Source organism: Pseudomonas orientalis, assembly GCF_001439815.1.
In the GTDB taxonomy this organism is placed as follows: Bacteria; Pseudomonadota; Gammaproteobacteria; order Pseudomonadales; family Pseudomonadaceae; genus Aquipseudomonas; species Aquipseudomonas orientalis.
Map to the genome: position 1 here is coordinate 994476 of NZ_JYLM01000001.1, position 24832 is coordinate 1019307.

Sequence of the window (24832 nt, forward strand, 5' to 3'; positions counted from 1 at the left end):
CACCGAATTGCTGCTGGCGCGGGTCAAGGCGGTGTCGCTGGCGGCCCAGTCCCATCAGGATCTGCCGTTCGAGCAGGTGGTGGAGATTACCCAGCCGGTGCGCAGCCTGGCCCACACGCCGCTGTTTCAGACACTGCTGGCCTGGCAGGACGCCAGTGTGCCCAGCCTGACGTTGGGCGATCTGGTGATTGAGGGGGTGGCTCAGCAGAGCCTGTTCGCCAAATTCGAGCTGACCCTGGACCTGGGTGAAGACCAGGGCAGGATCCGTGGCGCGCTGCAATACGCTGTCGCGCTGTTCGATGAGGCGACGGTGCAGCGCTACGTCGGTTACTTCACCCGCCTGTTGCAGGCCATGGTCGCCGACGACCGAGCGGTGCTGGCCCATGTGCCGCTGATGGAAGAACCTGAGCGTCAGCAGGTGCTGGTGGACTTCAATGCGACCTCGATGCCCGGCAATGCCGAGCACACCGTGCACGGGCTTGTCGCCGCGCAGGCCGAGCGCACGCCCGACGCCATTGCGGCCAAGGCCGGCGAGCACCACCTGACCTATGCCGAACTGGACAGGCACGCCAGCCATCTGGCAAATCACCTGCGCGGCCTGGGCATCAAGCCCGACGACCGCGTGGCCATCGTCGCCCGGCGCGGCCTCGACACCCTGGTCGGGTTGCTGGGGATCCTCAAGTCCGGCGCGTGTTATGTACCGGTCGATCCCGCGCATCCGGCCGAGCGCCTGGCCTATCTGCTCAGCGACTGCGCCCCCTTGGCCGTGCTGACCCAGCGCGCGCTCCTGCCAAGGCTGCCGGCCCTTGAGGTGCCGGTGATCGAGCTGGATGGCGATGGCTGGCTTACCCCCACGCAACCTCATCCCGAAGTGGCTGCCGGCCCGTCCAATCTGGCCTACGTGATTTACACCTCCGGCTCCACCGGCTTGCCCAAAGGTGTGATGGTGGAACACCACAGTGTGGTGAATCTGGTGGGCTGGCACTGTCGTGCTTTCGACCTGAGTGCCGGGGGCCATACGGCCAGTGTCGCCGGCTTCGGATTCGATGCGATGGCCTGGGAAGTCTGGCCGGCGCTGTGTGTCGGCGCGACCCTGCACTTGCCACCGGCCCATGACGGCGTTGAGGATGTCGACGCACTGCTCGCCTGGTGGTGTGCGCAACCCCTGGACGTGTGCTTCCTGCCGACGCCGGTCGCCGAGTACGCCTTCAGCCAGCAGATCGAACATCCGACGCTGCGCACCTTGCTGATCGGTGGCGACCGCTTGCGCCAGTTCACGCGAGCGCAGCGTTACGCATTGGTCAATAACTACGGGCCCACCGAAGCCACAGTGGTCGCCACCTCCGGCCGGATCGAGGTCGGCCGGCCGCTGCATATCGGCAAGCCTGTCGCCAATGCCACGGTATACCTGCTCGACGACCAGCAGCGCCCGGTGCCGCTGGGGGTGACCGGAGAATTGTATGTCGGCGGCAAAGGCGTGGCACGCGGTTACCTGAACCGCTCGGAACTGACCGCCGAACGCTTCCTGCATGACCCGTTCAATGAGGGACGCATGTACCGAACCGGTGACTTGGCGCGTTGGTTGTCCGACGGCACCCTTGAGTACCTGGGGCGCAACGACGATCAGGTGAAAATCCGTGGTGTGCGCATCGAACTGGGTGAAATCGAAACCCAACTCAACCAGTTGCCGGGTATCCAGGATGTCGTGGTGCTGGTATGTGATGAGCGGCTGGTGGCGTATTTCACCGCGCATCCGTCGGCAAGCCCCTTGGCTGCCGGTGATATCCGTGCGCACCTGGTTGCGCGTCTGCCGGGCTACATGGTCCCGGCCGCTTACGTGCGGCTCGATGCGCTCCCGCTGACGGCCAACGGCAAGCTCGATCGCAAGGCCCTGCCAACGCCGGACCTGTCGGCGCTGTTTATCCGTGAGTACATTGCGCCCGAGGGTGAGCTTGAAAGCGTGCTCGCGCAGATTTGGACCGATGTGTTGCAGGTGGCGCAAGTAGGCCGGCGCGACAACTTTTTCGAGCTCGGCGGTCACTCGCTGTTGGCCATGCGCATGGTGTCCCAGGTGCGTCAGCGCCTGGGCATAGAGCTGCTGCTGAGCGATTTTTTCGCCAATGCCGAGCTCAGCGCCGTCGCCGCCGTACTGGCCCAGTCCGGTCGCAGCACTTTGCCGGATATTCTGCCGGCCAGTCGCGAGGAACACGTCCCGTTGTCGTTCGCCCAGCAACGTCTGTGGTTCCTGGCGTTGATGGAAGGCGCCAATACCGCCTATAACATTCCCATCGGCTTGCGACTGCGCGGGCAATTGCATGTGCAGGCGCTGCAACGCGCCTTGGCACGTATCGTTGCGCGACATGAAACCCTGCGCAGCCGCTTTGCCCAGCAGGGTGACGACGCCCGGGTGCTGATTGCACCGCCTGAAGAGGTGTTGCCGCTGCAACTGCAGAACCTGCGGCGTCACTCCCATCCTCAGCAGGCCTTGGACGCATTGATTCACGGCGAAGCCTCGGCTCCGTTCGACCTGGAACAGGGTCCGCTGATACGTGGACGCCTGGTGGCAATGGCCGACGATCACCATGTGCTGTTGCTGACCCTGCACCATATCGTCTCTGATGGCTGGTCCATGGGCGTGCTCACCCGGGAGCTGATGGCGCTGTATCAGGCCTTCAGTCATGGCCTGCCCGACCCGTTGCCGCCACTGCCGATCCAGTACGCCGATTTTGCCGTGTGGCAACGGCGCTGGCTGAGTGGCGAGGTCCTGAACCGCCAAAGCGCTTACTGGCAGCAAACCCTGGCTGGCGCGCCGCCGTTGCTGTCCCTGCCTACCGATCGCCCCCGCCCGGCGCAGCAGAGCTATGCCGGCGATACGGTCCAGGTGCGCCTGGATGAACTTCTGACCGCCGGGCTCAAGGCGTTGAGCCAGAGGCACGGGGTGACGCTGTACATGACCGTGATGAGCGCCTGGGCGTCACTGCTTGCACGCTTGTCCGGTCAGCACGACCTGGTGATCGGCTCGCCGGTGGCCAACCGGGCCCGCAGTGAGGTGGAGGGGCTGATTGGCTTGTTCGTCAACACCCTTGCCGTGCGCATCGATACCTGCGGCGAACTGAGCACCGAGGCACTGCTGGCGCGGGTCAAGGCGGTGACACTGGCCGCTCAGTCTCACCAGGACCTGCCGTTCGAAAAAGTCGTGGAGATCCTCCGGCCGCTGCGCAGCCTGGCCCATAGCCCGATATTCCAGGTGCTGCTGACCTGGCAGGACAGCAGTGCACCGGCGCTGGCCCTCGGCGACCTGACGCTGGAAGCGATCGTGGAGAATAGTCACTTTGCCAAGTTCGATCTGGCGTTGAGCCTGGGTGAAGTCGAAGGTTGCATTCTGGGCACTCTGGAATACGCGGTGGCCTTGTTCGATGAGGCGACCGTGCAGCGTTACGTCGGCTATCTGATGTGTCTGTTGCAGGCGATGGTCGAAGACGACCAGGCGGTGCTGGAGCACGCGCCGTTGCTGGGCGCGCGCGAACGTCAGCAGCTGCTGTTTGACTTCAACGCTACGGCAGTCGACTACAACCTCGACCAGACCCTGCACGGCCTGTTCGAAGCGCAGGTTGTACGCACGCCGGATGCGATTGCGCTCAAGGCCGGCACGCAGCAATTGACCTACGCCGAACTCAATACCCGGGCCAACCAATTGGCCCATCACCTGCTGGCGCTCGGTGTGCAGCCGGATGCACGGGTGGCCGTCTGCGCAGAGCGTGGCCTGGACATGGTTATCGCCCTGTATGCGGTGCTCAAGGCCGGCGCGGCCTATGTGCCGCTGGATCCGGCGTATCCCCAGGAGCGGATCGCCTACATGCTGCAAGACAGTGCACCGCAGGTGGTGCTCGCCCAGGTCGCTACGCGTGGTTTGCTGGGCGAGGTGCCGGTGCTTGAACTGGACCAGCCGTGCTGGCAGCACCAGCCGCACGACAACCCGGCTGTACGCGGTACAAGTGCTTACGTGATCTACACCTCAGGCTCCACCGGCCAGCCCAAGGGGGTGATCAACGATCACGGCGGGGTGGTCAACCGTCTGCTGTGGATGCAGGACGAATACGGATTGACCCGCGACGACGCGGTCCTGCAGAAAACCCCGTTCAGCTTTGACGTATCGGTGTGGGAATTCTTCTGGCCGTTGTCCACCGGTGCTCGACTGGTAATGGCGCGTCCCGGCGGTCACAAGGACCCCGCTTACCTGTGCGAGGTCATCGAAGCCGAGGCGATCACGACGCTGCACTTTGTGCCGTCAATGCTCGATGTCTTCCTTGCCTATGGCGATGTCAGCCAGGTAGCGGGCCTGCAACGCGTGATGTGCAGCGGTGAAGCGCTGCCAGGCAGCCTGGTGCGGCGCTTCAAGCAGCAACTGCCGGGCGTCAACCTGTATAACCTGTACGGTCCGACTGAAGCGGCGGTGGATGTGACGGCGTGGTCCTGCCTGCCTTGCGACGTGCCGGACAACACGCCCATCGGCAAACCGATCGCCAATACCCGCATGTACGTGCTGGACTCGCAGATGCAGCCGGTGCCCCTGGGCGTGGTGGGCGAGTTGTTCATTGGCGGCGTACAAGTGGCGCGGGGCTATTTGAACCGTCCTGAGCTGACGGCCGAGCGCTTCCTCGATGACCCGTTTACCCAGGGACGCGTGTACCGCACCGGTGATGTCGGCCGCTATCTGCCCGACGGCACACTCCAATACCTGGGTCGCAATGACGACCAGGTGAAAATTCATGGCTTGCGTATCGAACTGGGGGAAATCCAGGCACGACTGATCGAGCATCCCGCGGTCAACGAAGCGGTGGTGGTGGCCCGTGAGCAACGCCTGATCGCTTACTACACCGGCGACGCTTGCGACATCAATGCGCTGCGCAGTCATGTGGCGCAACAGCTTCCGGCGTTCATGGTGCCCGCTGTGTTTGTACACCTGGACGCACTGCCGCTGAGCCCCAACGGCAAGCTCGATCGCAAGGCACTGCCTGCGCCGGGCGTGGAGTCAATGAGCGTGCGCGACTACGAAGCGCCAGAGGGCGATACCGAAATCGCTTTGGCCAGCGTATGGGCCGAGTTGCTGGGGGTGGAGCGCATAGGGCGCCAGGATAATTTCTTCGAGCTGGGCGGGCATTCGTTGATGGCCGTGAGCCTGATGGGGCGCCTGCGGCGCCTCGGGTTGTCGGCGGACATGAACGTGCTGTTCAGCCAGCCGACGTTGGCGGCCCTGGCGGCGACCCTGGGCGGCAGCCGGGAAGTGGCCGTACCGGCCAATGGCATCGCTGCTGGTTGCGACGCCATCACGCCGTCCATGCTGACGCTGGCGCGCCTGGATCAGCCGGCCATCGACCGGCTTGTTGCCGCCATCCCCGGCGGGGCTGCGAACGTGCAGGATATCTACCCGCTGGCCCCGTTGCAGCAGGGGATTCTTTATCACCACCGCGCGGTGCAGGAGGATGACGTGTATGTGCTGCAGGCGCACTTTGCCTTCGACAGCACGGCACGCTTGCACGCGTTTGCCGAGGCGTTGCAGGCGGTGATCCGGCGTCATGACATCCTGCGTTCCTCGTTCCATTGGGACGGCTTGCAAGAGCCGATGCAAGTGGTGTGGCGTGAGGCGTCCCTGCGTGTTGAGAAAGGGCCGTTGCCGCAGCGCCTGGACCCGGCTCAGGCACCGGTGATGCGCCTGGTCTACACCGAGGAAGCGCAGCGCGTGGTCGCCACCTTGCTGTTTCATCACTTGGTGATGGACCATGTGACCCTGGGCATCCTCAAGCATGACCTGCAGGCATTTCTGTGCGGCAAAGGCGATGCGCTCAGCGCACCGGTGCCGTATCGCAATTACGTTGCCCAGACCCGCCTGGGCATCACCGACCAAGAGCATGAAGCGTTCTTTCGCGACATGCTCGCCCAAGTTGATGAGCCGACCTGCCTGTGTGAGCTGGGCCCGATTGAACAGGTGCAAAGCCTGCTCGACCTTGCGCTGAGCCAGCGTCTGCGTACTCAGGCGCGTCGGGCCGGCGTGAGCGCTGCCAGCGTCATGCACCTGGCCTGGGCCCTGGTCATGGGCAAGGTGGCCGTGCGCGAGTCGGTGGTGTTCGGCACCGTGATGCTGGGCCGCCTGCAGGGCGGCGAAGGGGCCGAACGGGCCATGGGCGTCTTTATCAATACCTTGCCGCTGCGCGTCGACCTGGGTGAACACTCGGTGCGCGGTGCGCTGCGCGACACCCATGCGCGCCTGGCGCAGTTGCTCAAGCATGAACACGCGCCCCTGGCGCTGGCGCAACGTTGCAGCAGCGTGCCGACGGGTACGCCGTTGTTCAACGTGCTGTTCAACTATCGTCACAGTGCCGAGGTGCCCGGCGCGCCAAATGACGATGCAGCAAAGGCATGGCAGGGTATCTATTTGCTCGAGGGCGAGGAGCGCTCCAGCTACGGCCTGTCGATGAGCGTGGACGACCTGGGCGACAGTTTCAGCCTGAGCGCCGCGGGGCAGGGCGCGCGGCGTCTTTGCGCTTACCTGGCCACGGCGCTTGAACAGATGGTGACGGCGTTGGAGGACACCGTCGACAGCGCCATCAGCGCTGTGTCGATCCTGCCGGCTCACGAACGTCGACAATTGATCGAGGACTTCAACGCTACCGCCCGCGAATTCCCCCGCGCGCACACGGTGCAACGCCTGTTCGAGGCCCAGGCCGGGGCCCGTCCCGCTGCGTTGGCGGTGGTGCATGGCGAGCAGCGCGTGAGTTACGTTGACCTGAACATTCGCGCCAACCGCCTGGCCCATCACCTGCTCGGGCTCGGCGTGCGCGCCGGGGACAGTGTGGCGATTCTGCTGCCACGCGGCGTGGACTTGATAGTCGGCCAACTGGCCGTGTTGAAATGCGCCGCCGCCTACGTGCCGCTGGATATCAACGCCCCCGCCGAGCGCCAGGCTTTCATGCTGCAGGACAGCGGCGCGGTGCGGCTGTTGACCCGCAGCGATATAGCCGTTGATTACCCGGCTCAACGCCTGGACCTCGATACGCTGACCCTCGATGCGCAACCTGACCACAACCCCGACCTGTCGCAATCGTCGGACAGCGTGGCCTACCTCATGTACACCTCCGGGTCCACCGGCACGCCGAAGGGCGTAGTGGTGCCTCATCGTGGCATCACCCGGCTTGTGATCAACAACGGCTATGCGGATTTCAACGCGGGTGATCGTGTGGCATTCGCCTCCAACCCGGCCTTTGACGCGAGCACGATGGATGTGTGGGGAGCATTGCTCAACGGCGGGCAGGTGCAGGTCATTGATCACGCCATTTTGCTCGATCCGCTGGCGTTTGGCGCTGCATTGGAAGGGGCGACGATACTGTTCGTCACCACGGCGCTGTTCAATCAGTACGTGCAACTGATACCCGATGCGCTGGCGGGGTTGCGCATCCTCCTGTGCGGCGGCGAGCGCGCTGATCCGGCAGCGTTCCGCAGTTTGTTGGCGCGGGCACCGGCACTGCGCCTGGTGCATTGCTACGGGCCGACGGAAACCACCACTTACGCGACCACCCATGAGGTGCGCGCACTCGCCGACAACACGGACAGCGTGCCGATCGGGCGACCTATATCCAATACTCAGGTGTATGTGCTGGATGCGCAGTTGCAGCCGGTGCCGGTGGGCGTGACCGGTGAAATCTGCATTGGTGGCGACGGCGTGGCCTTGGGCTATCTGAATCGTGCGCAATTGAGCGCCGAACAGTTTGTGCAGGACCCCTTCAAGCCCGACGCCCTGATGTACCGCACCGGCGACCTGGGTCGCTGGAACGCGGACGGCTTGCTGGAGTGCGTGGGTCGCAACGATGACCAGGTGAAGATTCGCGGTTTTCGTATCGAGCTGGGCGAGATTGAAGCACGCCTGGCCACCCACGCCGCCATTCAGGAGGCGGTGGTGCTGGCGCGTGAAGACGCCCCGGGCGACAAACGCCTGGCGGCCTATTTCACCTGGGCGTCAGAGCCGGTCGGCATCGACAGCCTGCGTGCCCACCTGCAAGAGCAACTTCCGGACTACATGGTGCCGTCAGCTTACGTGCCACTGGAGCGGTTACCGCTGACGGCCAATGGCAAGATCGACCGTAAAGCCTTGCCGGTCCCAGCGCTGCAAGCCCTGGCTGGCCGCGTGTTCGAACCGCCTCGCGATGCAGTGGAATATAAGCTGGCTCAGCTATGGGCCGACGTGCTCAAGCTTGAGCAGGTCGGTCGCGATGACAGTTTCTTCGAACTGGGCGGTCATTCTTTGCTTGCCATTCGCCTGGTCGGCCTGATGGAAGAGGCGGGTCTGCAAGTCAGCCTGGCCGAGCTCTTTGAGCATGTCAGCGTGGCGAACGTGGCCTCGATGCTGCGCGAGCGTGACGAGCAGGCAGCGCGCAGCACCACGGTGGTGACCGTGCGCAGCAGCGGTGCCGAGCCGGCATTGTTCCTGGTGCACGAGTTCAGCGGCATGGACGTGTATTTCCCGGCGCTGGGTCAGCACCTGCCGGGTGATTACCCGATCTATGGTCTGCCGGGCCTGGCGCTGGGCGAGTCGCACCTGAACACCATGGAGGGCTTGGCGGCGCGCCTGGTCGGCCTGATTCGCGAGATCCAGCCGCACGGACCCTATCGTGTGGCGGGATGGTCGTTCGGCGGGGTGCTTGCCTATGAAGTGGCCATGCAACTGTTGGGGCTGGACGAAACCGTCGCGTTCCTTGGCTTGATCGACACCTTCGTGCCGCGCATGACCGATCAGGGCAAGGCACGCTGGGAAGGGCCGCAGGCGCTCAAGCGGCATTTGCTGCTGCAGTGCACGGCCCATTGGACCGTACAAGGAGGCGTGCATGAAGTGGCGAGATTGGCGCAGCTGGAAGCAGACACTCAACAGCTGGACCTTGCGGGCCTGCTGCAATGTTGTCGCGATGAAGGTTTGCTATACCCGCAAATGGCGGCGGCCGCGGACGCCGACTTGATCAGTTTCATCGAGCGCGAAGTCGGGCACGGGCATGCGCTGGCGCATTACAGCCTGTTCCCGCTGCCGATTGCGGTGCATCTGTTCAGCGCCCAGGAGCGGCCGACCGAACTGTCGCGGCGCAGTGAGTCGTTGGGCTGGGAGGACGCGCTGGCATCCGGGCAACTGCGCCAGATCGAGGTGCCCGGCAATCACCAGAGCATGATGCAGGCGCCGCATATCCGCAGCCTGGGTGCGGCGATGGCCCAAGCGTTGGCCGAGTCGTTACCGGTGATGGAAGCGGCGCATCAGCCCGTGCTGCGTATCCAGGGCGGCAAGACTGGGCATGCGCCAGTGTTCTGTGTACCGGGGGCGGGCGACAGCGTGACCGGCTTTGTCGGCTTGAGCGAGGCGCTGGGGCGGGACTGGCCGTTGTATGGCTTGCAGCCGCGTGGGCTGGACGGTGAAGCGGTGCCGCACAGCCAGGTGGAAGCGGCGGCGCAGTGTTATCTGGCGGCGCTGATTCAGGAGTGCCCGGCAGGGCCGGTGCATCTGGTCGGGCATTCGTTTGGCGGCTGGGTGGCGCTGGAAATGGCGCTGCGCTTGCAGGCGATGGGCCGCGAGGTGGCGTCGTTGACGGTGATCGACAGTGAGTCGCCGGGGGGTAATGGCGGGGTGGGGCGGACGTATACGTCGACGGCGGCGTTGTTGCGGTTGATCGAGGCGATGCAGTTGGCGGCCGGGAGATCCCTGGGAATCGATCCGCTGGATTTTGCCGCGAGTGATGAGGTGGCGCAGCGCCAGGCGTTGCATGCCGGGATGGTCGGGGTTGGTTTGTTGCCGGCGCGGTCTGCCGGGGATGCGATGGTTGGCCCGGCGCGGACTTATGCGGCGGCGTTGCGTACGGTGTATCGGCCGCAGGCGCGGTACGACGGGGTGGTGCGCCTGGTGCTGGCGCGAGACCCGGCGCTGGATGCGGCGGGCAATCAGCGTGAGCAGGGGTTGATGATCGAGGGGTGGCGGGGGCAGGGGCGTGGGTTGCAGGTTTGGTATGGCGGGGGCAATCACTTCACTTTGCTCAAGGCGCCGAATGTTTCGGCGTTGGCCAGGTGGTGGGTTGAGGGGGTTGGGGTTGGGGAGGTGGTGTCTTGATGGCCGCCAAAGGTGGGAAGGGGCTTGTTCCTGATGTCGGCCTGTCAGCCAACGGTTACCCATCTGGCACACCTCGGTCCAAATGTGGGAGGGGGCTTGCCCCCGATGGCGGCCTCAGGGCCGACCAGGATTTTGGATCAGACCGAGTACATATCCGTTTCTGCGGTAACGGCCACTTAGGGTTCCGCTCTTACAGCGGCTCACTTTTGAAAAGCGCAAAAGTAAGCAAAACGCTCTTGCCCCACCACTCGGCGCCTCGCTCAGGCTCGGCGTGCCCGAACGAAGGCTTGAATCCGTGGGCCGCCGCAATGGGCCATCCATGGCCCAGTGCGGCTAACCCGGCGTCCTGCCGGGTTACCCACGGATTCAAGCCTGCGTTCGGCCAGCGTGGTTTAACGGGGCGCCTAAGATCAAAAGCCAGATCAAGATCAAGAACGACTCGCTGCGCATCGTGGTTAGCGTTTGGATTCCCGTGCTCAATCAAAAAGCCCAATTTTATGGTCATTTATGCAAACGTCTAAGTTACGCAAAATCGGTATATTCGCAGTGCTGGCGGTTGCCATCGGCTTGATCATTTACACCGTCAAGGCGCCTGCCGATGCGCCCCAGTACCTCACCGCCACGGTCGAGCGCGGCGATATCGAAAACGCCGTTCTCGCCACAGGCCTGCTGGAGGGGGTCAAGCAGGTCGATGTGGGCGCGCAGGTTTCCGGTCAGTTGAAGTCGCTCAAGGTCAAGGTCGGTGACAAGGTCAAGAAAGGCCAGTGGCTGGCTGAAATCGATCCGCTGATTCTGCAGAACACGCTGCGCAAGGCCCAGGTCGACGAGGAGAATCTGCAGGCTCAACGCCGCGCCACGGCGGCGCAGGTCAAGCAGGCCAGGTCGGTGTATGAGCGCTACAAGGGCTTGCAGGCCGATGAGTCGGTGTCGCGCCAGGATTTCGAAGACGCTGAGTCGACCTTCCAGGTGCAGCAGGCCAATCTGCTGTCGCTGGATGCGCAGATCAAGAGCGCGCATATCCAAATCGATACCGCCAAGGTCAACCTGGCCTACACCCGTATCAATGCGCCCATCGACGGCGATGTGGTGGGCATCGTCACCCAGGAAGGCCAGACGGTCATCGCCAACCAGTTGGCGCCGGTACTGCTCAAGCTGGCCGATCTGGACACCATGACCGTCAAGGCCCAGGTGTCTGAAGCGGATGTGATTCATATCAGCCCCGGCCAGCAGGTGTATTTCACCATTCTCGGTGAGGCCGACAAGCGCTATTACGCCAAGCTGCGTGGTACTGAACCAGCACCGCAGAATTTCCTGGAAACCCAGACCGCCGGCACGCCCAAGCAGAATACGGCGGTGTTCTATAACGCGCTGTTCGACGTGCCCAATCCCGACCACCGCCTGCGCATTGCCATGACCGCCCAGGTGCGCATCGTGCTCGACACCGCCGACGCCGCGCTGATGATGCCGGTGGCGGCGTTGGGCGCGCGCAATGCCGAGGGCGGCTATGCAGTGCGTGTGCTGGATGCCAAGGGCAAGGCGCAGGTGCGTGAGGTGAAGACCGGCATCAACAATAATGTCAAGGTGCAGATCCTCGACGGCCTGGTCGAGGGCGACAAGGTGGTGATCGGCGACGCCTCGCCTGCCGTGGCGGGGAGCTGAGTCATGAGCCAACCTCTGCTGGAGCTCAAGGGCATCACCCGCAGTTTCATGGCCGGCGAGCGTGAATTCATCGCCCTCAAGGGCATCGACCTGACCATTCACGCCGGTGAGATGCTGGCGATCATCGGCGCCTCGGGCTCGGGTAAATCGACGCTGATGAACATCCTCGGCGGCCTGGATTACGCTACCGCCGGCAGCTACAGGATCAATGGCATCGAAACCCGCTCCCTGGGCGATGAGCAACTGGCGGAACTGCGCCGCGACTACTTCGGGTTTATCTTCCAGCGCTACCACCTGTTGGCGCACCTGAGTGCGTTGCACAACGTAGAAATGCCGGCGATCTACGCCGGTATCCCGGAAAGCCAGCGCCACAGTCGCGCGCGGGAGTTGCTTGCGCGGTTGGGCCTGTCGGGGCATGTCACCCATCGGCCGAGCCAGTTGTCCGGTGGGCAGCAGCAGCGTGTCAGTATCGCCCGGGCCTTGATGAATGGCGGTGAAGTGATCCTTGCCGACGAGCCCACCGGTGCCCTCGACACCCACAGCGGCAAGGAGGTGATGCGCATCCTCGCCGAGCTGCACGCGGCCGGGCACACGGTGATCATCGTCACCCACGACCCCAAGGTGGCGGCCAATGCCCAGCGTATCGTCGAGGTGTGCGACGGCGAGATCGTCAGCGACAAGGCCAACGAACGTGTCGATCCGGATCTGCCCCACGAAGCGCCGATCGAGCCCCGGCGCAGCGGCGCGCGACGTCTGGTGGCGAGCCTGGGGTTGTTCAAGGAGGCATTCAACATGGCCTGGGTCGCGCTGATTTCCCATCGCATGCGCACCTTGCTGACCATGCTCGGCATCGTCATCGGCATCACCTCGGTGGTGTCGATCTCGGCCATCGGCGAGGGCGCCAAGCGTTATGTGCTCAAGGACATCCAGGCCATCGGCAGCAATACCATCGATATCTTTTCCGGCACCAGTTTCGGTGACAGTCGCGCCTCGGCCATCGAGACCCTGATGCCGTCGGATGTGGACGCGTTGAACCAGCTGTATTACGTCGACAGCGCCACCCCGGTGGTGGGGCGCAACCTGTTGCTGCGCTTTGGCAATATCGATGTGGACGCCCAGGTCAACGGCGTCAGTGACCGCTATTTCAAGGTCAAGGGCGTAAAGCTTGAAGCCGGTATCGCCTTCAGTGAAAGCGATGCACGGCGTCAGGCGCAGGTGGTGGTGATCGACCACAACACCCGGCATCGCCTGTTCGGGCCGAACGTCGACCCACTGGGCCAGGTTATTCTGGTGGGCAACCTGCCGTGCACGGTGATCGGGGTGACGGCGGACAACAAGAACCTGTTCGCCGCCAGCAAGGTGCTGAACGTGTGGGTACCGTATGAGACGGCGGCGGGGCGCCTGTTAGGCCAGCGCCATCTGGACAGCATCACCGTGCGCATCAAGGACGGCCAGCCGAGCAAGGTGGTGGAAGACAACGTCAATAAGCTGATGCTGCAACGCCACGGCACCAAGGATTTCTTTACCAACAACCTCGACAGCATCATGCAGACGGTACAGAAAACCAGCCGCTCGCTGGCGCTGCTGTTGTCCTTGATTGCGGTGATTTCATTGCTGGTGGGCGGCATCGGGGTGATGAATATCATGCTGGTGTCGGTCACCGAACGCACCCGCGAGATTGGCATTCGCATGGCGGTAGGGGCGCGGCAATCGGATATTCGCCAGCAGTTTCTGGTGGAGGCGGTGATGGTGTGTTTGATCGGCGGGATTATCGGCATCTCGCTGTCCTATGCCATCGGCTACTTGTTCTCGCTGTTCGTGAAGGAGTGGGAAATGGTGTTTTCCCTGGGCTCGATCATCACCGCGTTTGCCTGCTCGACGCTGATCGGCATCGTGTTCGGCTTCGTGCCGGCGCGCAATGCGGCGCGGCTGGACCCGATCGAGGCACTGGCCCGCGATTGATTCCTTCAGGTCGCTGGAGATCAAATGTGGGAGGGGGCTTGCCCCCGATGGCAGTATGTCAGTCAATGCATAGGCAAGCTGACACACCGCTATCGGGGGCAAGCCCCCTCCCACATTTGGACCGCAGGGCATCAGGCAGATAGCCGTCGGTTGCGAGGCTGTCAGCGGCTTCGACACAGGTCCGGTGCCGTACCGCAATTTACTGTGGGAGGGGGCTTGCCCCCGATGGCAGTATGTCAGTCAATGCATAGGCAAGCTGACACACCGCTATCGGGAGCAAGCCCCCTCCCACATGTTGACCAGTGTCGGCTTAGAAACTCGTGCTGTCTTCGGTGGCATACATCCACCGTAACAACGAGTGCCGCCCGCTGATCCCCAACTTGATCGCCGCGCGTTTGAGGTAGCTCTCGATGGTGTTGACCTTCAGCGCCAATTGTTCGGCCAACTCCGGCGCGGTACGCCCGGCCAGCAGGCCCACGCACACTTCCAGTTCACGGTTGGACAGGGTCAGCCCCGATTGCACCAGCCGCTCCTGAATGCGTCGGCGCAAGGTCTCGATGCCTTGGTTCTGCGGTTGCTGCGGCGTATTGCCAGGGGGGCATGGCTGGATCGCGCTGATGTGGTTTTCCACCATGGGCAGCAGCAGCGTGGAGAAGTCCTGCAGCATGCTGAGTTCCTGGGCGGAGAAGTTTTCGGATGGGTGCGAGCGGTACACCGACAACACATACCGCACATCGTCCTTACGGCGGGTGAGGTGCAGTTGGGCGGCCGGTTGTTCTTCGCCCAGCGCCACGGTCGAATCGGTATAGACCGGGCTGATCCGGCGGCGGCTGTGGCCGGCGGCGTTCACTCGCAATTGTGTGATGTGCGTGGCGTCCACTGCCAGTTGGGTGAGGATCAGGTCATGCAGCATACGTGGGAAGTGGCGACTGCCGGTGCTGGCGATGACCTTGCCTATATGTGGGAACAGGTGTGAGTTCATCAATTCGTCCATGAGTTTCGGGTGCAGGTATCCGGCCTTATAGCGGCGGGGGTTAAGAGGCTAGCCAATGCGAATAACCTGCAGTGATAGTGCTGCCCGCCGAGACGTATGCTAGTACAGCCTGACTAAAGGGTGGGGATCCAATCGTTAAAAAAACAGATTAAAAGCGCATAACGACCATGGCGTGTGATTTCGACGCCGGCGTAAAGACGTCGCCTACGGCTTCGGCGGTTGATGCCCCAGCGCGCTTGCGTAAGCGGCTATCGAGCATTCGTACGTAACGTACATCGTGTCGGATCTGCAACGCCCAAGATAAGGCTCCAGCCAGATAGGATTCCCGTATGACGACTGTTGCTTCACGCCCCAGTGATGCGCTGCAGCTTATCGAAGCGTTTGGGCACCGAGATGATCGCGGCGGCGAAATCCGCCATAACGGCCTGCCGTCCAAGTTACCTGAAGAAGGGACGGTGGCGGCAATGACACCCTGGACCTTTCCGGCTACACGCAGGTGCAGCGAATCAGCCTGCCGGAGGGGACCTTCTCTGATGTCGGCGGCCTCAAGGGCAATATTTCGATGCCTATGGCGTGACAATCGAAAATGCCATCGGCGGCTCCGGTAACGACTTGATGGTGGGTAACGAGGTGGCCAACGAACTCAAGGGCGGCGAGGGCAATGACTGGCTGTATGGCGCGCAGGGGGCGGACATGTTGTGGGGCGGCAACGGCAAGGACCTGTTCGCTTACGGGCGGATCAGCGACTCGCCCCAGGTCGCGCCCGACCGCATCATGGACGTTGTCAGCGGTGAAGACAGGGTCGATGTGTAGGGCATCAGGGCCTCGCTGGACATTGCGCAACTGACCTTCGTCGACGCATTCTCCGGCACCATGGGTGAAGCCATGTTGACTTACAACCCAGTGCTGAAAATGAGTAGCCTGGAAATCTGCGCTACACCGAATGAGCCGAACTTCGTGCTTGTCGTAGAAGGCCAATTGCAGCGCAGTGATATCGTCAGTTGAGGCTTTTCATGCCTGGGCAACCCGGTGCCGCAACAGCGCCTCGAACACCCGTTGCGCCCGTGGCTCATCACTGTGGGCCACATTGAAGCGCATCAAGTCCCGGTGCGCCGGGTCGTAGCCGAACAGCGTGCCGGGCGCCAGCACCATGCTGCGCTTCAAGGCCTCCTGGGCCAGCAGTTCGCCGTTGACGCCCGGCGGCAGGCGCGCCCAGATGAACATGCCGCCTTCGAAGGCCATCGGCAGTTCGCAGCCGCAGCGCTTGAGCCATTGCTCGACGCGCCCGCCGGCTTCCATCAGGCGCTGGACCATGCGCTTGCGGTGCTTGGCATAGCTGCCTTCACTGAGCATGCGGTACACGATCTGCTCGAACAGCTCCGAAGTCACGCCGCCGCTCATCAACTTCATATTGGTCAGGTTGGCGGCCAGTTGCGGCGCGGCCACCACGTAGCTGACGCGGGTGTTGGCGCTGAGGATCTTCGAGAACCCCGACAGGTAGGTGACCTGATCCAGCCCGGCGACGGCGGCCAGGCGCGGCGGCGGGTTGGGGTGCAGGTCGCCGTAGAGATCATCCTCGACGATATGGCAGTGGTACTGCTGGGTCAGTTGCAGCAGGCGAAACGCCTGGCTGGGGCTGAAGGAATGGCCCGTCGGGTTATGCAACACGCTGGTGGTCAGGTACAGGCTGGGCCGGTGTTCGGCCAGCAGGTGTTGAAGGGCGGTGAAGTCGAAGCCGTCGGGGCGGCGCTCGAGCGTCACCACCTTGACGCCATGCAGTGCCAGGTTGGCGTGGAAGTTGAAATAGCACGGCGCGTCCAGCAGCACCGTGTCGCCGGGCCGCACCAGCAGGCGCATGAGCATGTCCAGGCCCTGCACGGTGTTGGGTGTGGTGATGATCTGGTCCACCGGCACCGACAGGCCTTCGCCGTGGAGTTTGTGTTGCAGCGCCTGGCGCAACGGCAACAGCCCGGCCGGCGTGCCGAGCCCGGCGATGCGCAGCGACGGCGCGCGCACCACGCTGCGCATGGTCTGGCGGATCGCTTCGCCGTTCAGCCAGTCCTCCGGCAAGTGCCCGCCACCGGGGCGCAGCTCGCCACTGGCGGTGACCAGGGGGCGGCGCAACACGCTGAGCAGGTCCTGGGGCAGCAGGTCGACCCAGGTCACCGGCGCCGGTCGCGCGCTGTCCATCGCCACGAAATAGCCACGGCCCTGGCTGGAGGTCAGCAGGTTGCGCCCGCGCAGACGGTCCAGGGCCTCATTGAGGGTGAACTTGCTGACACCGAGAATTGCGGTCAACTCGCGCACCGACGGCAACTTGCTGCCGGGCGCCCATTCACCGGCCTCGATGGCCTGGCTGAAAGCCTCCACGATCTGCTGAACCTTGGGTGTGCCTTCCACAAAGGCGATGGCGGATACCAACATGAAACATCCTTGGGTTTGCCGGTATTTTTACCGGTGAAGTCAGGCCGGATTAGGCCTCACTTTACCTGCCTGGCGCAATGCCATTCCCCTAGACTGCGCGCCATCTCGCCAGGAGTTGGCGAAATTTCCTATACGCGAGCAATGGATTCTGCATTCTCATGAAGACTTATATGTGTGCGCCCTGCGGTTTTATGTACGTGGAAGAATTAGGCATTCCGGAGGACGGAATACCCGCCGGCACCCCTTGGGAAGAGGTGCCTGAAGACTGGACATGCCCGGATTGCGGCGTGACCAAGGCCGATTTCATGGCCATCGAACTCGCTGACGCTGTACCCGCCTGACCCTCCATCAACGAAAGGAATCGCTCCATGGAAAGCAAATTGATCAACCCCGCCGTGCCGTTCTGTACCGGTGTGGCCCACCAGAAATACCTGGCCGCGGAGCCGGGCCTGCAAGCCGCCATCGAAGGGCAGTGCACCCACTGGTATGTGGACGGCAGCCTGTTCGGCGAAATGGTCGACGACTGGACCGATGCGCGCATCGAAAGCCTGCAGGCGCAGATCGCCGCCAGCGGCGTCAAGCCGGTGTTCCACGGCAACTTCAAGGCACCGCTGGGCAGTGACGTCGAGGCGTTTCGCGTGGCGGCGGTGGCCTATGTCAAGCAAGAGATCGATATCGCCAGTCGCCTGGGCGCGCCGCTGATCATTCACGGTGGCTGCATCGTCGAGCCGAAAATGGTGCTCAAGGCCAAGAAAGTCGCGCTGGAGCATTACCTCAAGTCCGTCCAGGAACTGGCCACTTACGCCGCGGCCAAGGGCACGGATATCTACCTGGAAAACCTGTCCAACTACGTCAACTATCGCCCCTTCCACTACATCTTTACCCATGAGGCCGAATACGCGTTTGTGTTCGAGCGCCTGCAGGCCCACGACAACGTATATTTCTTCCTCGATGCCGGCCACGCCAACATCGAAAACGGCCTGCCGGCGGCCGTGGTGCGCAAGTATCATCACGTGATCAAAGGCATTTCCTTCAGCAACAACAACGGCGTGCAGGACCAGCACTTCGGCATTCACGACGGCAACTGCGACTACGCCGACGTGATGCAGGCCATTGTCGAAACCAACTGGAAAGGCCTGGTGGCGTTTGAAACCCGCAACCAGACCGCCAAGGCTGCGCTGGCCGACCTGGCCTTGATGTACCGCGAATCCCTGACGACCGAAATCGCCGTCGCCTGATGCCGTCCAGGGGCGGGCGCCTTTTGGCGTGCGCCCCTTGTTGCCGTTTTCTCCATTCAAGGTCCCGGACCATGACAAGTGCGTTAACGCTGTCTTCGTTTCTCTACTTCCTGTTGTTCTGCGCCACCATGACCTTCAGCCCCGGCCCCATGACCTTGCTGCTGTTGAGCCTGGGCTTGAAGGACGGCCTGCGCAGTTCGATCCCGGCGCAGATCGGCGCCAGTGTGTCGTACCTGATTTCGATCCTGATCTTTGCCGTGGGCTTTTCCGAACTGATCAAGGGCAACCTGGCGATTACCCAGGCCATCCAGTTTGTCGGCGTGGCCTACATTCTTTACCTGGCCTACAAGCAGTGGACCAGCAGCGGCGTGTCGATCGACAAGGCCGGTGCCGTGGAGGGCTCGCGCAGTCTGTTCGGCAAGGGGTTGCTGACCGGCTTTTCCAATCCCAAGACCATCATCATGTTCAGCGCCGTGTTCCCGCAGTTTGCCGGGGCGGGTGAACACAGCTCGGCGGCGGATATCGCCATCCTCGGCCTGACTTTCCTGCTGCTGCAATTTGCCAGTGGTTGCCTGTATTGCTATTTCGGCCAGCGCATCAAGCACGTGCTGGAAAACCCCCGGCGGCGCGTGCTGTTGCAGCGGATCACGGCGGTGATGTTGCTCGGCGTGGCGGTGATGCTGGCACGCGGGTTTTCCCATTGACGCGGGAACTTGGTTACGGTCCGTTTAGTGGGGTAGGGTGTGGCGGCACCCCTTCAACAAAAACAAGGATCGGTTCATGCTCTTCACCTTCCCCCGTACCCTTCTGGCCGCCACCCTGGCCTTGTCCTTCGCCCTGCCGGCCTACAGCGCCGAACCCCACAAACAGATCCAGGCGGACGCCGAACAGTACAAGGCCGAGGCCCTGAAACTGCTGGAACGCCTGGTGAATATCGATTCCGGCTCCGGCTACGAGCCAGGCCTGACCCAAGTGCGCGATATTGCCGTGGATGAATTGAAACAGTTGGGTTTCAGTGTCCAGTTGGTGCCGGACAAGGCCGCCAATAACAGTCATGTGGTCGCCACCCTCAAGGGCACCGGCAAGGCCAGGATCCTGCTAATGGCGCACATGGACACCGTGTTCAAGGAAGGTTCGGCCGCCGAACGTCCGTTCCACATCAAGGACGGCCGCGCTTATGGCCCCGGCGTGATGGACGACAAAGGTGGCATCGTCGCCGGCATCTATGCGCTCAAAGTCCTGAAAAACCGGGGTTTCAAGGACTATGCGCAGATCACCTTCCTGCTCGATGCCAGTGAAGAAACCGGCTCCGACGCCGCTTCCGAACTGATCCGCACCACCGCCAAGGGCCACGACGTGACCCTTAACCTGGAACCCGGCCGCCCAGCCGACGGCCTGGTGGTCTGGCGCAAAGGCAGTGCCACCGCCGTGGTCGAAGTCAAAGGCAAAGCCGCCCACGCCGGCGTCGCGCCCGAATTGGGGCGCAACGCCGCCATGGAAGTTGCGCACCAGATACTGCAACTGGGCAAGCTGGGGGACGAAGAAAAGAAAACCACCATCAACTTCACCGTGCTCAAGGCCGGCGACCGCACCAACGTCATCCCCGACCAGGCCACCGCCAAGGCCGACGTGCGCGCGGCGTTGCCGGAAGAATTCGACCGCATCGAGAAAGACCTGGCGCAGGTTTCAGCGGACAAACTGATTCCCGAAACGGAAGTGAAGACCAGCCTGCAACGCGGGCTACCGCCGATGCCGCAAACGGCGGAGTCGGACAAACTCGTCGCGATTGCCCAGGGCATCTACGGGGAGTTGGGCAAGACCCTGACCATCGAAGGCAGCGGCGGCGCGGCGGATGCAAGCTTGTCGGCCGGGGTGGGAACGCCGACGCTGGATGGGTTTGGGATCGTGGGCGGCAATATTCATACGCCCGAGGAATACGCCGAGGTGGAGAGTGTGGTGCCTCGAGTTTATTTGTTGAGTCGGATGATTATGGAGCTGGCCAAGCGTTGAGTTCATGCACCTGTGGCGAGGGGGCTTGCTCGCTCGCCACAGGGGGGGTTACCAAGTTGATTGGTCTTCGCGGCTGGCTTTTTGGAGATCGTCTTTCCAAGCATCTTGAGCGAGAAAATAAATATCTCTCAGAAAGTTTTTCGGATCATCCAGGTCATACCATTCTGCTCTTGGCCACGATCCGGCATCGTTTTCTCTTATCTCGAACAAGTTTCGAAAGTCGTAACCTTCATCATCCAGCTTGCTTTTTAAGTTTTCAATGAGAACGTATTTGTGCCTGTACGAAAGGTAGCTCAAGCTTAACGCGTAACGTTTTATCAGTTCCTCTCTGTCCGCTTTATTGTTGGGATCATATTTTTCGAGCTTTATGCCGAGATCTTGCTCGCGGTCGTAAACATCAAATGCCCCTATAAACCATGTTAGGCTCGGATCAAACGGCTCATTTAAGAATGGATCTTTCAACATTTCGCGGTCCAGCCTGAGCAAGCTTGCTCGCCACAGAATTTTTTTCAGAAAGAATGGCGAGTCTTTTACCAGGTTGATTGGTCTTCACGGCTGGCCTTTTGGAAGTCGTCTTTCCAGACTTCGTTGGCGAGCCGGTAGATGTCGGCGAAAAAACCCCGGGGATCGGTTATTTCGGTTTCGTCCCAAGCCATAGTTATATATTCGTCGTAATCACTTTCGAATTCTTTGGCGAAGTCAAAGTCAGGGTTTTCTAATGCATTTTGAAGCATTGATATTAATATGAATCGATGCCTGTAAGTAAGATACATAAGCTCTTTAAGAATAAAATCCCTTATGATTATTTCTCTCTCCTTAGAATTATTAGGGTTGTATTTCCAAAGCGCTTCGCCTTTGGTTTCTTCAAGGTCGTATATTGACAGTGCTGCCAAAATATAAGAGATTTTGGGCGTGAAAGGGGTATCTCTAAATGGCGATTTCAGCATTGTAACCTCAGTACGGAAATGCGGTGAATGGACGAGTTATGTTATTTTTATCAAATCTTACTTCCACGTTATTCATGTTTTCTATGTATTTAGGGTTGTTTTTGTCTTTATTGTTCGGCTTGTATCCGTGTCCTGAGTTTGGTAGTTCCATTTTTACTACAGGATTACCAGAGTTGTCATAACCCGTATACGATGGATTGTTTCCTTGCATTTTATAAATGGCCTTATTGAGGGCGTGAAGGTGTATTTTCCAGCTTTTGAATTGAGAGCTAGAATTAACTTTCTCTTTTTTCCCCGTCGCTGGGTTTGTTCCATCTACTGAACGTTTTTGCATCGCTGTGTGTGGTATCTCTTTTCCGTGTCTGGCAACAGTATGCATGTCATATTTTTTCTCTAGCTCAAGCACTCGTCGTTTGGCATTTGCCTCACTCAGTTCCTCTATTCTTGCCCGTCTCTGTTCCCCGGTTGGTTGAGGTGCTGAGGGCTGTCTTTCATCAACTCTTGCCGTCCCAAATAGGATTTCTGGCCCGTCTGTTAATTTACATCCATCACTACCCGGACAGGTATTAAGGCCTAAAGGATCAATCCATCCCGTAGGATTGGGCACGTACTGGTACGGGTTGATCCCACCCGCCAGCTTCACCGGATCCGGCGTCAGGTAACGACCAATATCCGGATTGTAGTAGCGATGGCGGTTGTAGTGCAGGCCGCTTTCCTGGTCGAAGTACTGGCCTTGGAAGCGCAGCGGGTTGTCGATTTTGCCGACGTCGAGCCGGCTGATTTTTCCGTAGGCGTGGTAGTGGGCGGACCAGACGATGTCGCCTTCGGGACTGGTAAGTTCCTGCGGTGTGCCGAGGTGGTCGAGTTGGTAGTAGTAAGGCTTTACGTCTTCCGGCCCGAAGCCTTCCAGCAGTGCCAACGGACGGAAGCTGTCGGGTTCGTAGAGGTAGCTGCGATGGCGGTCGGCATGGTGTTCGGCGATGAGCTTGTCGCCTTGCCAGAAAAACTCTGTGGTTTTCTCTTCGATGGTTTTGCTGATGCGCCGACCAAACGGGTCATAGCGGTAGCGGGCGGTCTGCCCGTTGGGCTTGGTGACGCCAATCAGCCGGTGCTGGCAGTCGTAGCGGTACTCGGTGACGAGTGAATGACCTTTGCCGCGCCGCTCTCGGATCAGGTTGCCGAAGGCGTCGTAGTCGTAATAATGATCGCCCTGGATCATCAGGCGATTACCCGCCACGATGTCCGGGCCCGGCCTGTCTTGCATGAGTAAATTGCCGGCGGGGTTGTGGCCGAAGCGCTCCTGCACATCCTGCGAATGATCGGCGCGGGTCAGGCGCTGGAGCGGGTCGTAGCGGTAACGGTGTTCGCCTTTGCGGGTGTCGAGCAGGCGGGTGAGGTTGCCGGCTTTGTCGTAGTCGTATTGGCGTTGGTAGAGATGGTTTTGCTGCTGGGTGATGGCGTGGGCGTGCAGGCGGTTCTGGTCGTCGTAGTGGTAGTGGCTGAGCAGTTGGCCTTGTTGGCGTTGGTGTTCGCGACCGGCATGAAAGAGGTGGGAGGTCAGCAGTGCGCCATTGAGTTCGACGGTGGCCAGATGGCCGCCCTTGTCGTGGTTGAAGGTGACGCGGTTGTTGTCCGGCAGGCGTAAATGCTGAAGTTGCCCGCAGGCGTCGTAGCCGTAGCGCAAGGTGCCCCAGCCCTGGTGTTCGGCAGTGAGGCGGTTTTGCTTGTCGTACTCGTAGGCCAGCGCCCAGTGGCCGTCTTCGACGCTGAGGAGGTTGCCCTGGCGGTCGTAGGTGTAGTCGACCGTATTGCCATCGGGCAGGGTTTTTCGTACGAGGCGACTGGCGTGGTCGCGCTCGTAGCGGGTAACCAGCTGACTGCCGTCGTCGCCGTGTTCGGTTTTTTCCAGCAGGTCGCCGTTGAGGTCGTAGGCGTAGGCGGTGCGCTGGCCGTCGAAGCCGGTTTCCTGTCGGATCAGGCCGTTGGGGTGGTAGTCCAGTTGATAGGTTTCACCGACTTCGTTTTCGATGGCGGTCAGCAGCAGACGGGCATTGTCGTAGCGGTACTTGACCTGGGTGCCGTCGGCGTTGATGCGACGGCTGATCAGGTGCAGGCCGTCGGCGTATTCGTAGCGGGTGACGTGGCCGAATTCATCACGCTCGGCGATGATTTTTCCGTAGGGGTTGTAGCTGAATTCCCGGTAGGTACCGTCGGGTTGGGTCAGTTTCAGCAGGCGTCCTACGGCATCCCATTGATACTGAGTCTGCGCGCCATGTTCATCCTCACGTGCAACCTGCCGGCCCAGGTCGTCATAGCGATAGCGCTTGATGCCACCGTTGGGCAATTGTTCTTCAACGAGCTGCCCGCGCTCGTTCCATACCAATCGATGACAGCTGTTGTCGGGATACCAGACCCCAGTCAGTTGCCCCCGCTTGTCGTAGCTGTAATCCGTCGCGTTGCCGTCCGGATCAATCCTGCGGATGACATCGCCTTGCTCATTACGCTCGTATTTCCAGACCGATTCACCGCGCCGCACAACCCGTACGAAGCCGTTGTCATGCTCGTAGGACGTCGGCTCATCCTCCCCCGGAAACAGCGCGATCACGCGTCCGGCGTCGTCGTACTGATACGCCGTCACCGCGCCCATCGGATCCTGCTCGACGGTCAGTCGGCCCTTGTCGTCGTAGGATTTGAAATGCCGGGCGCCGTCGGGATCGATGCGCTGTACCAGTCGCGCACGCTGGTCATGCACGTAAACTTCCTGGCTGCCATCGGCGTTGTGCACGTTGACGCTGCCGTCATCGCCCCAGGCATAGCGCGTGTCCATCTGCGAAAAACTGGCCCAATGTCGGACGCAGCGTGCCGCCTTGCCGGCGCGTTCCCATTCCCAGAAGAAACTCGCCCCACCGGCCAATTGCCGCTCAAGAATGACGTGCTGCTCGTCGTACCGATAAACCTCGCGTTCACCGACGGCATTGGTCGCCGATACCAGTCGTCCGGCGTCGTCATAGGCGTAGGAAACAATATTTTGCTCAGTCACCCAAACGAAGGGCTCATGATCTTTGGCGCGATGAACCTGGTAGTCCACCGCCACAATCCGACCCAGCGCGTAGCGCAAGAGCAAAGAGCGCCCCGCACCGTTATCCAGTCGCTCAATACGCCCCAACCGATCCCGGAAAATCCGCAACCGGTTGTCATACGCATCGCTGATCGCCGTCAGCACGCCGTCGCAAAAGTGATAGAACCGAGAAGACTGGGCCAGCACCAACTCGCCAGAAACCGAGCCCAAATAAATCGCCGCTTCGGCCAGGCTGTTGGTAATCGCCGGTCGAGCCACCGTCGGCAAGGGCAGGGTGGTCGAGCGATTCTCATGGTCGGTCCACACCACCGAATCGCCCGACACAGAAAGCCTGTGCGCCAGCGCATGACTCCAGCCAAGCCCCAGCCCGCAATCCACGTCCAC

12 protein-coding genes and 1 pseudogene (1 of these 13 running past the window's edge) are annotated in these 24832 nt (G+C 61.5%); 8 read left to right on the top strand and 5 right to left on the bottom strand.

The window, feature by feature from the left end; all coding sequences use genetic code 11:
* From TU82_RS04375 to TU82_RS04390, 3 genes are all read left to right on the top strand, one after another.
* Positions 1 to 10135 carry the 3' portion of a non-ribosomal peptide synthetase gene (locus TU82_RS04375; RefSeq protein WP_057721863.1) on the top strand. The gene continues 4337 nt to the left of window position 1, outside the view, so the window shows 10135 of its 14472 coding nt (coding positions 4338-14472); its start codon lies beyond the left edge, outside the window; its stop codon occupies positions 10133 to 10135.
* Positions 10136 to 10642: 507 nt separating this feature from the next.
* Complete coding sequence (gene macA, locus TU82_RS04385) at positions 10643 to 11794, top strand: macrolide transporter subunit MacA (RefSeq protein ID WP_057721865.1); 1152 nt, start codon at positions 10643 to 10645, stop codon at positions 11792 to 11794.
* A 3-nt stretch (positions 11795 to 11797) separates the two neighbouring features.
* The gene (locus TU82_RS04390) at positions 11798 to 13756 is read left to right on the top strand and encodes a MacB family efflux pump subunit (protein ID WP_057721866.1); all 1959 of its coding nucleotides are present in this window, start codon (positions 11798 to 11800) and stop codon (positions 13754 to 13756) included.
* 310 nt (positions 13757 to 14066) lie between these two features.
* On the opposite strand, the gene TU82_RS04395 is transcribed toward TU82_RS04390, so the two are convergent.
* Positions 14067 to 14738 carry a helix-turn-helix transcriptional regulator gene (locus TU82_RS04395; protein ID WP_173667472.1) on the bottom strand — a complete coding sequence of 224 codons (672 nt, stop codon included), beginning with the start codon at positions 14736 to 14738 and terminating at the stop codon, positions 14067 to 14069.
* A gap of 508 nt (positions 14739 to 15246) precedes the next feature.
* Between TU82_RS04395 and TU82_RS29385 the strand changes: the two are divergent.
* Positions 15247 to 15755 (top strand): annotated as a pseudogene (locus TU82_RS29385) (M10 family metallopeptidase C-terminal domain-containing protein).
* A 6-nt stretch (positions 15756 to 15761) separates the two neighbouring features.
* Here the strand turns inward: TU82_RS29385 and TU82_RS04405 are convergent.
* Complete coding sequence (locus TU82_RS04405; RefSeq protein WP_057721869.1) at positions 15762 to 17174, bottom strand: aminotransferase-like domain-containing protein; 1413 nt, start codon at positions 17172 to 17174, stop codon at positions 15762 to 15764.
* Positions 17175 to 17332: 158 nt separating this feature from the next.
* Between TU82_RS04405 and TU82_RS04410 the strand changes: the two genes are divergently transcribed.
* The 4 genes from TU82_RS04410 to TU82_RS04425 all read left to right on the top strand — a co-directional run bounded on the left by TU82_RS04410 (position 17333) and on the right by TU82_RS04425 (position 20422).
* Complete coding sequence (locus TU82_RS04410) at positions 17333 to 17515, top strand: rubredoxin (protein WP_057721870.1); 183 nt, start codon at positions 17333 to 17335, stop codon at positions 17513 to 17515.
* A 27-nt stretch (positions 17516 to 17542) separates the two neighbouring features.
* Positions 17543 to 18412, top strand: coding sequence for a sugar phosphate isomerase/epimerase family protein (locus tag TU82_RS04415; RefSeq protein ID WP_057721871.1), 870 nt, complete (start codon positions 17543 to 17545; stop codon positions 18410 to 18412).
* 71 nt (positions 18413 to 18483) lie between these two features.
* Entirely contained in the window at positions 18484 to 19116 is a 633-nt protein-coding gene (locus tag TU82_RS04420) for a LysE family translocator (RefSeq protein WP_057721872.1), read from the top strand.
* Positions 19117 to 19192: 76 nt separating this feature from the next.
* A complete protein-coding gene (locus TU82_RS04425; protein WP_057721873.1) occupies positions 19193 to 20422 on the top strand; it encodes a M20/M25/M40 family metallo-hydrolase in 1230 nt (409 codons plus the stop codon).
* Positions 20423 to 20470: 48 nt separating this feature from the next.
* On the opposite strand, the gene TU82_RS04430 is transcribed toward TU82_RS04425, so the two are convergent.
* The 3 genes from TU82_RS04430 to TU82_RS04440 all read right to left on the bottom strand — a co-directional run.
* Positions 20471 to 20887 carry a hypothetical protein gene (locus tag TU82_RS04430; RefSeq protein ID WP_057721874.1) on the bottom strand — a complete coding sequence of 139 codons (417 nt, stop codon included), beginning with the start codon at positions 20885 to 20887 and terminating at the stop codon, positions 20471 to 20473.
* A 65-nt stretch (positions 20888 to 20952) separates the two neighbouring features.
* Complete coding sequence (locus TU82_RS04435; protein WP_057721875.1) at positions 20953 to 21369, bottom strand: hypothetical protein; 417 nt, start codon at positions 21367 to 21369, stop codon at positions 20953 to 20955.
* A 7-nt stretch (positions 21370 to 21376) separates the two neighbouring features.
* Positions 21377 to 24832, bottom strand: a 3456-nt coding sequence (locus tag TU82_RS04440; RefSeq protein WP_057721876.1) for an RHS repeat domain-containing protein, incomplete at its 5' end; no start/stop codon positions are given.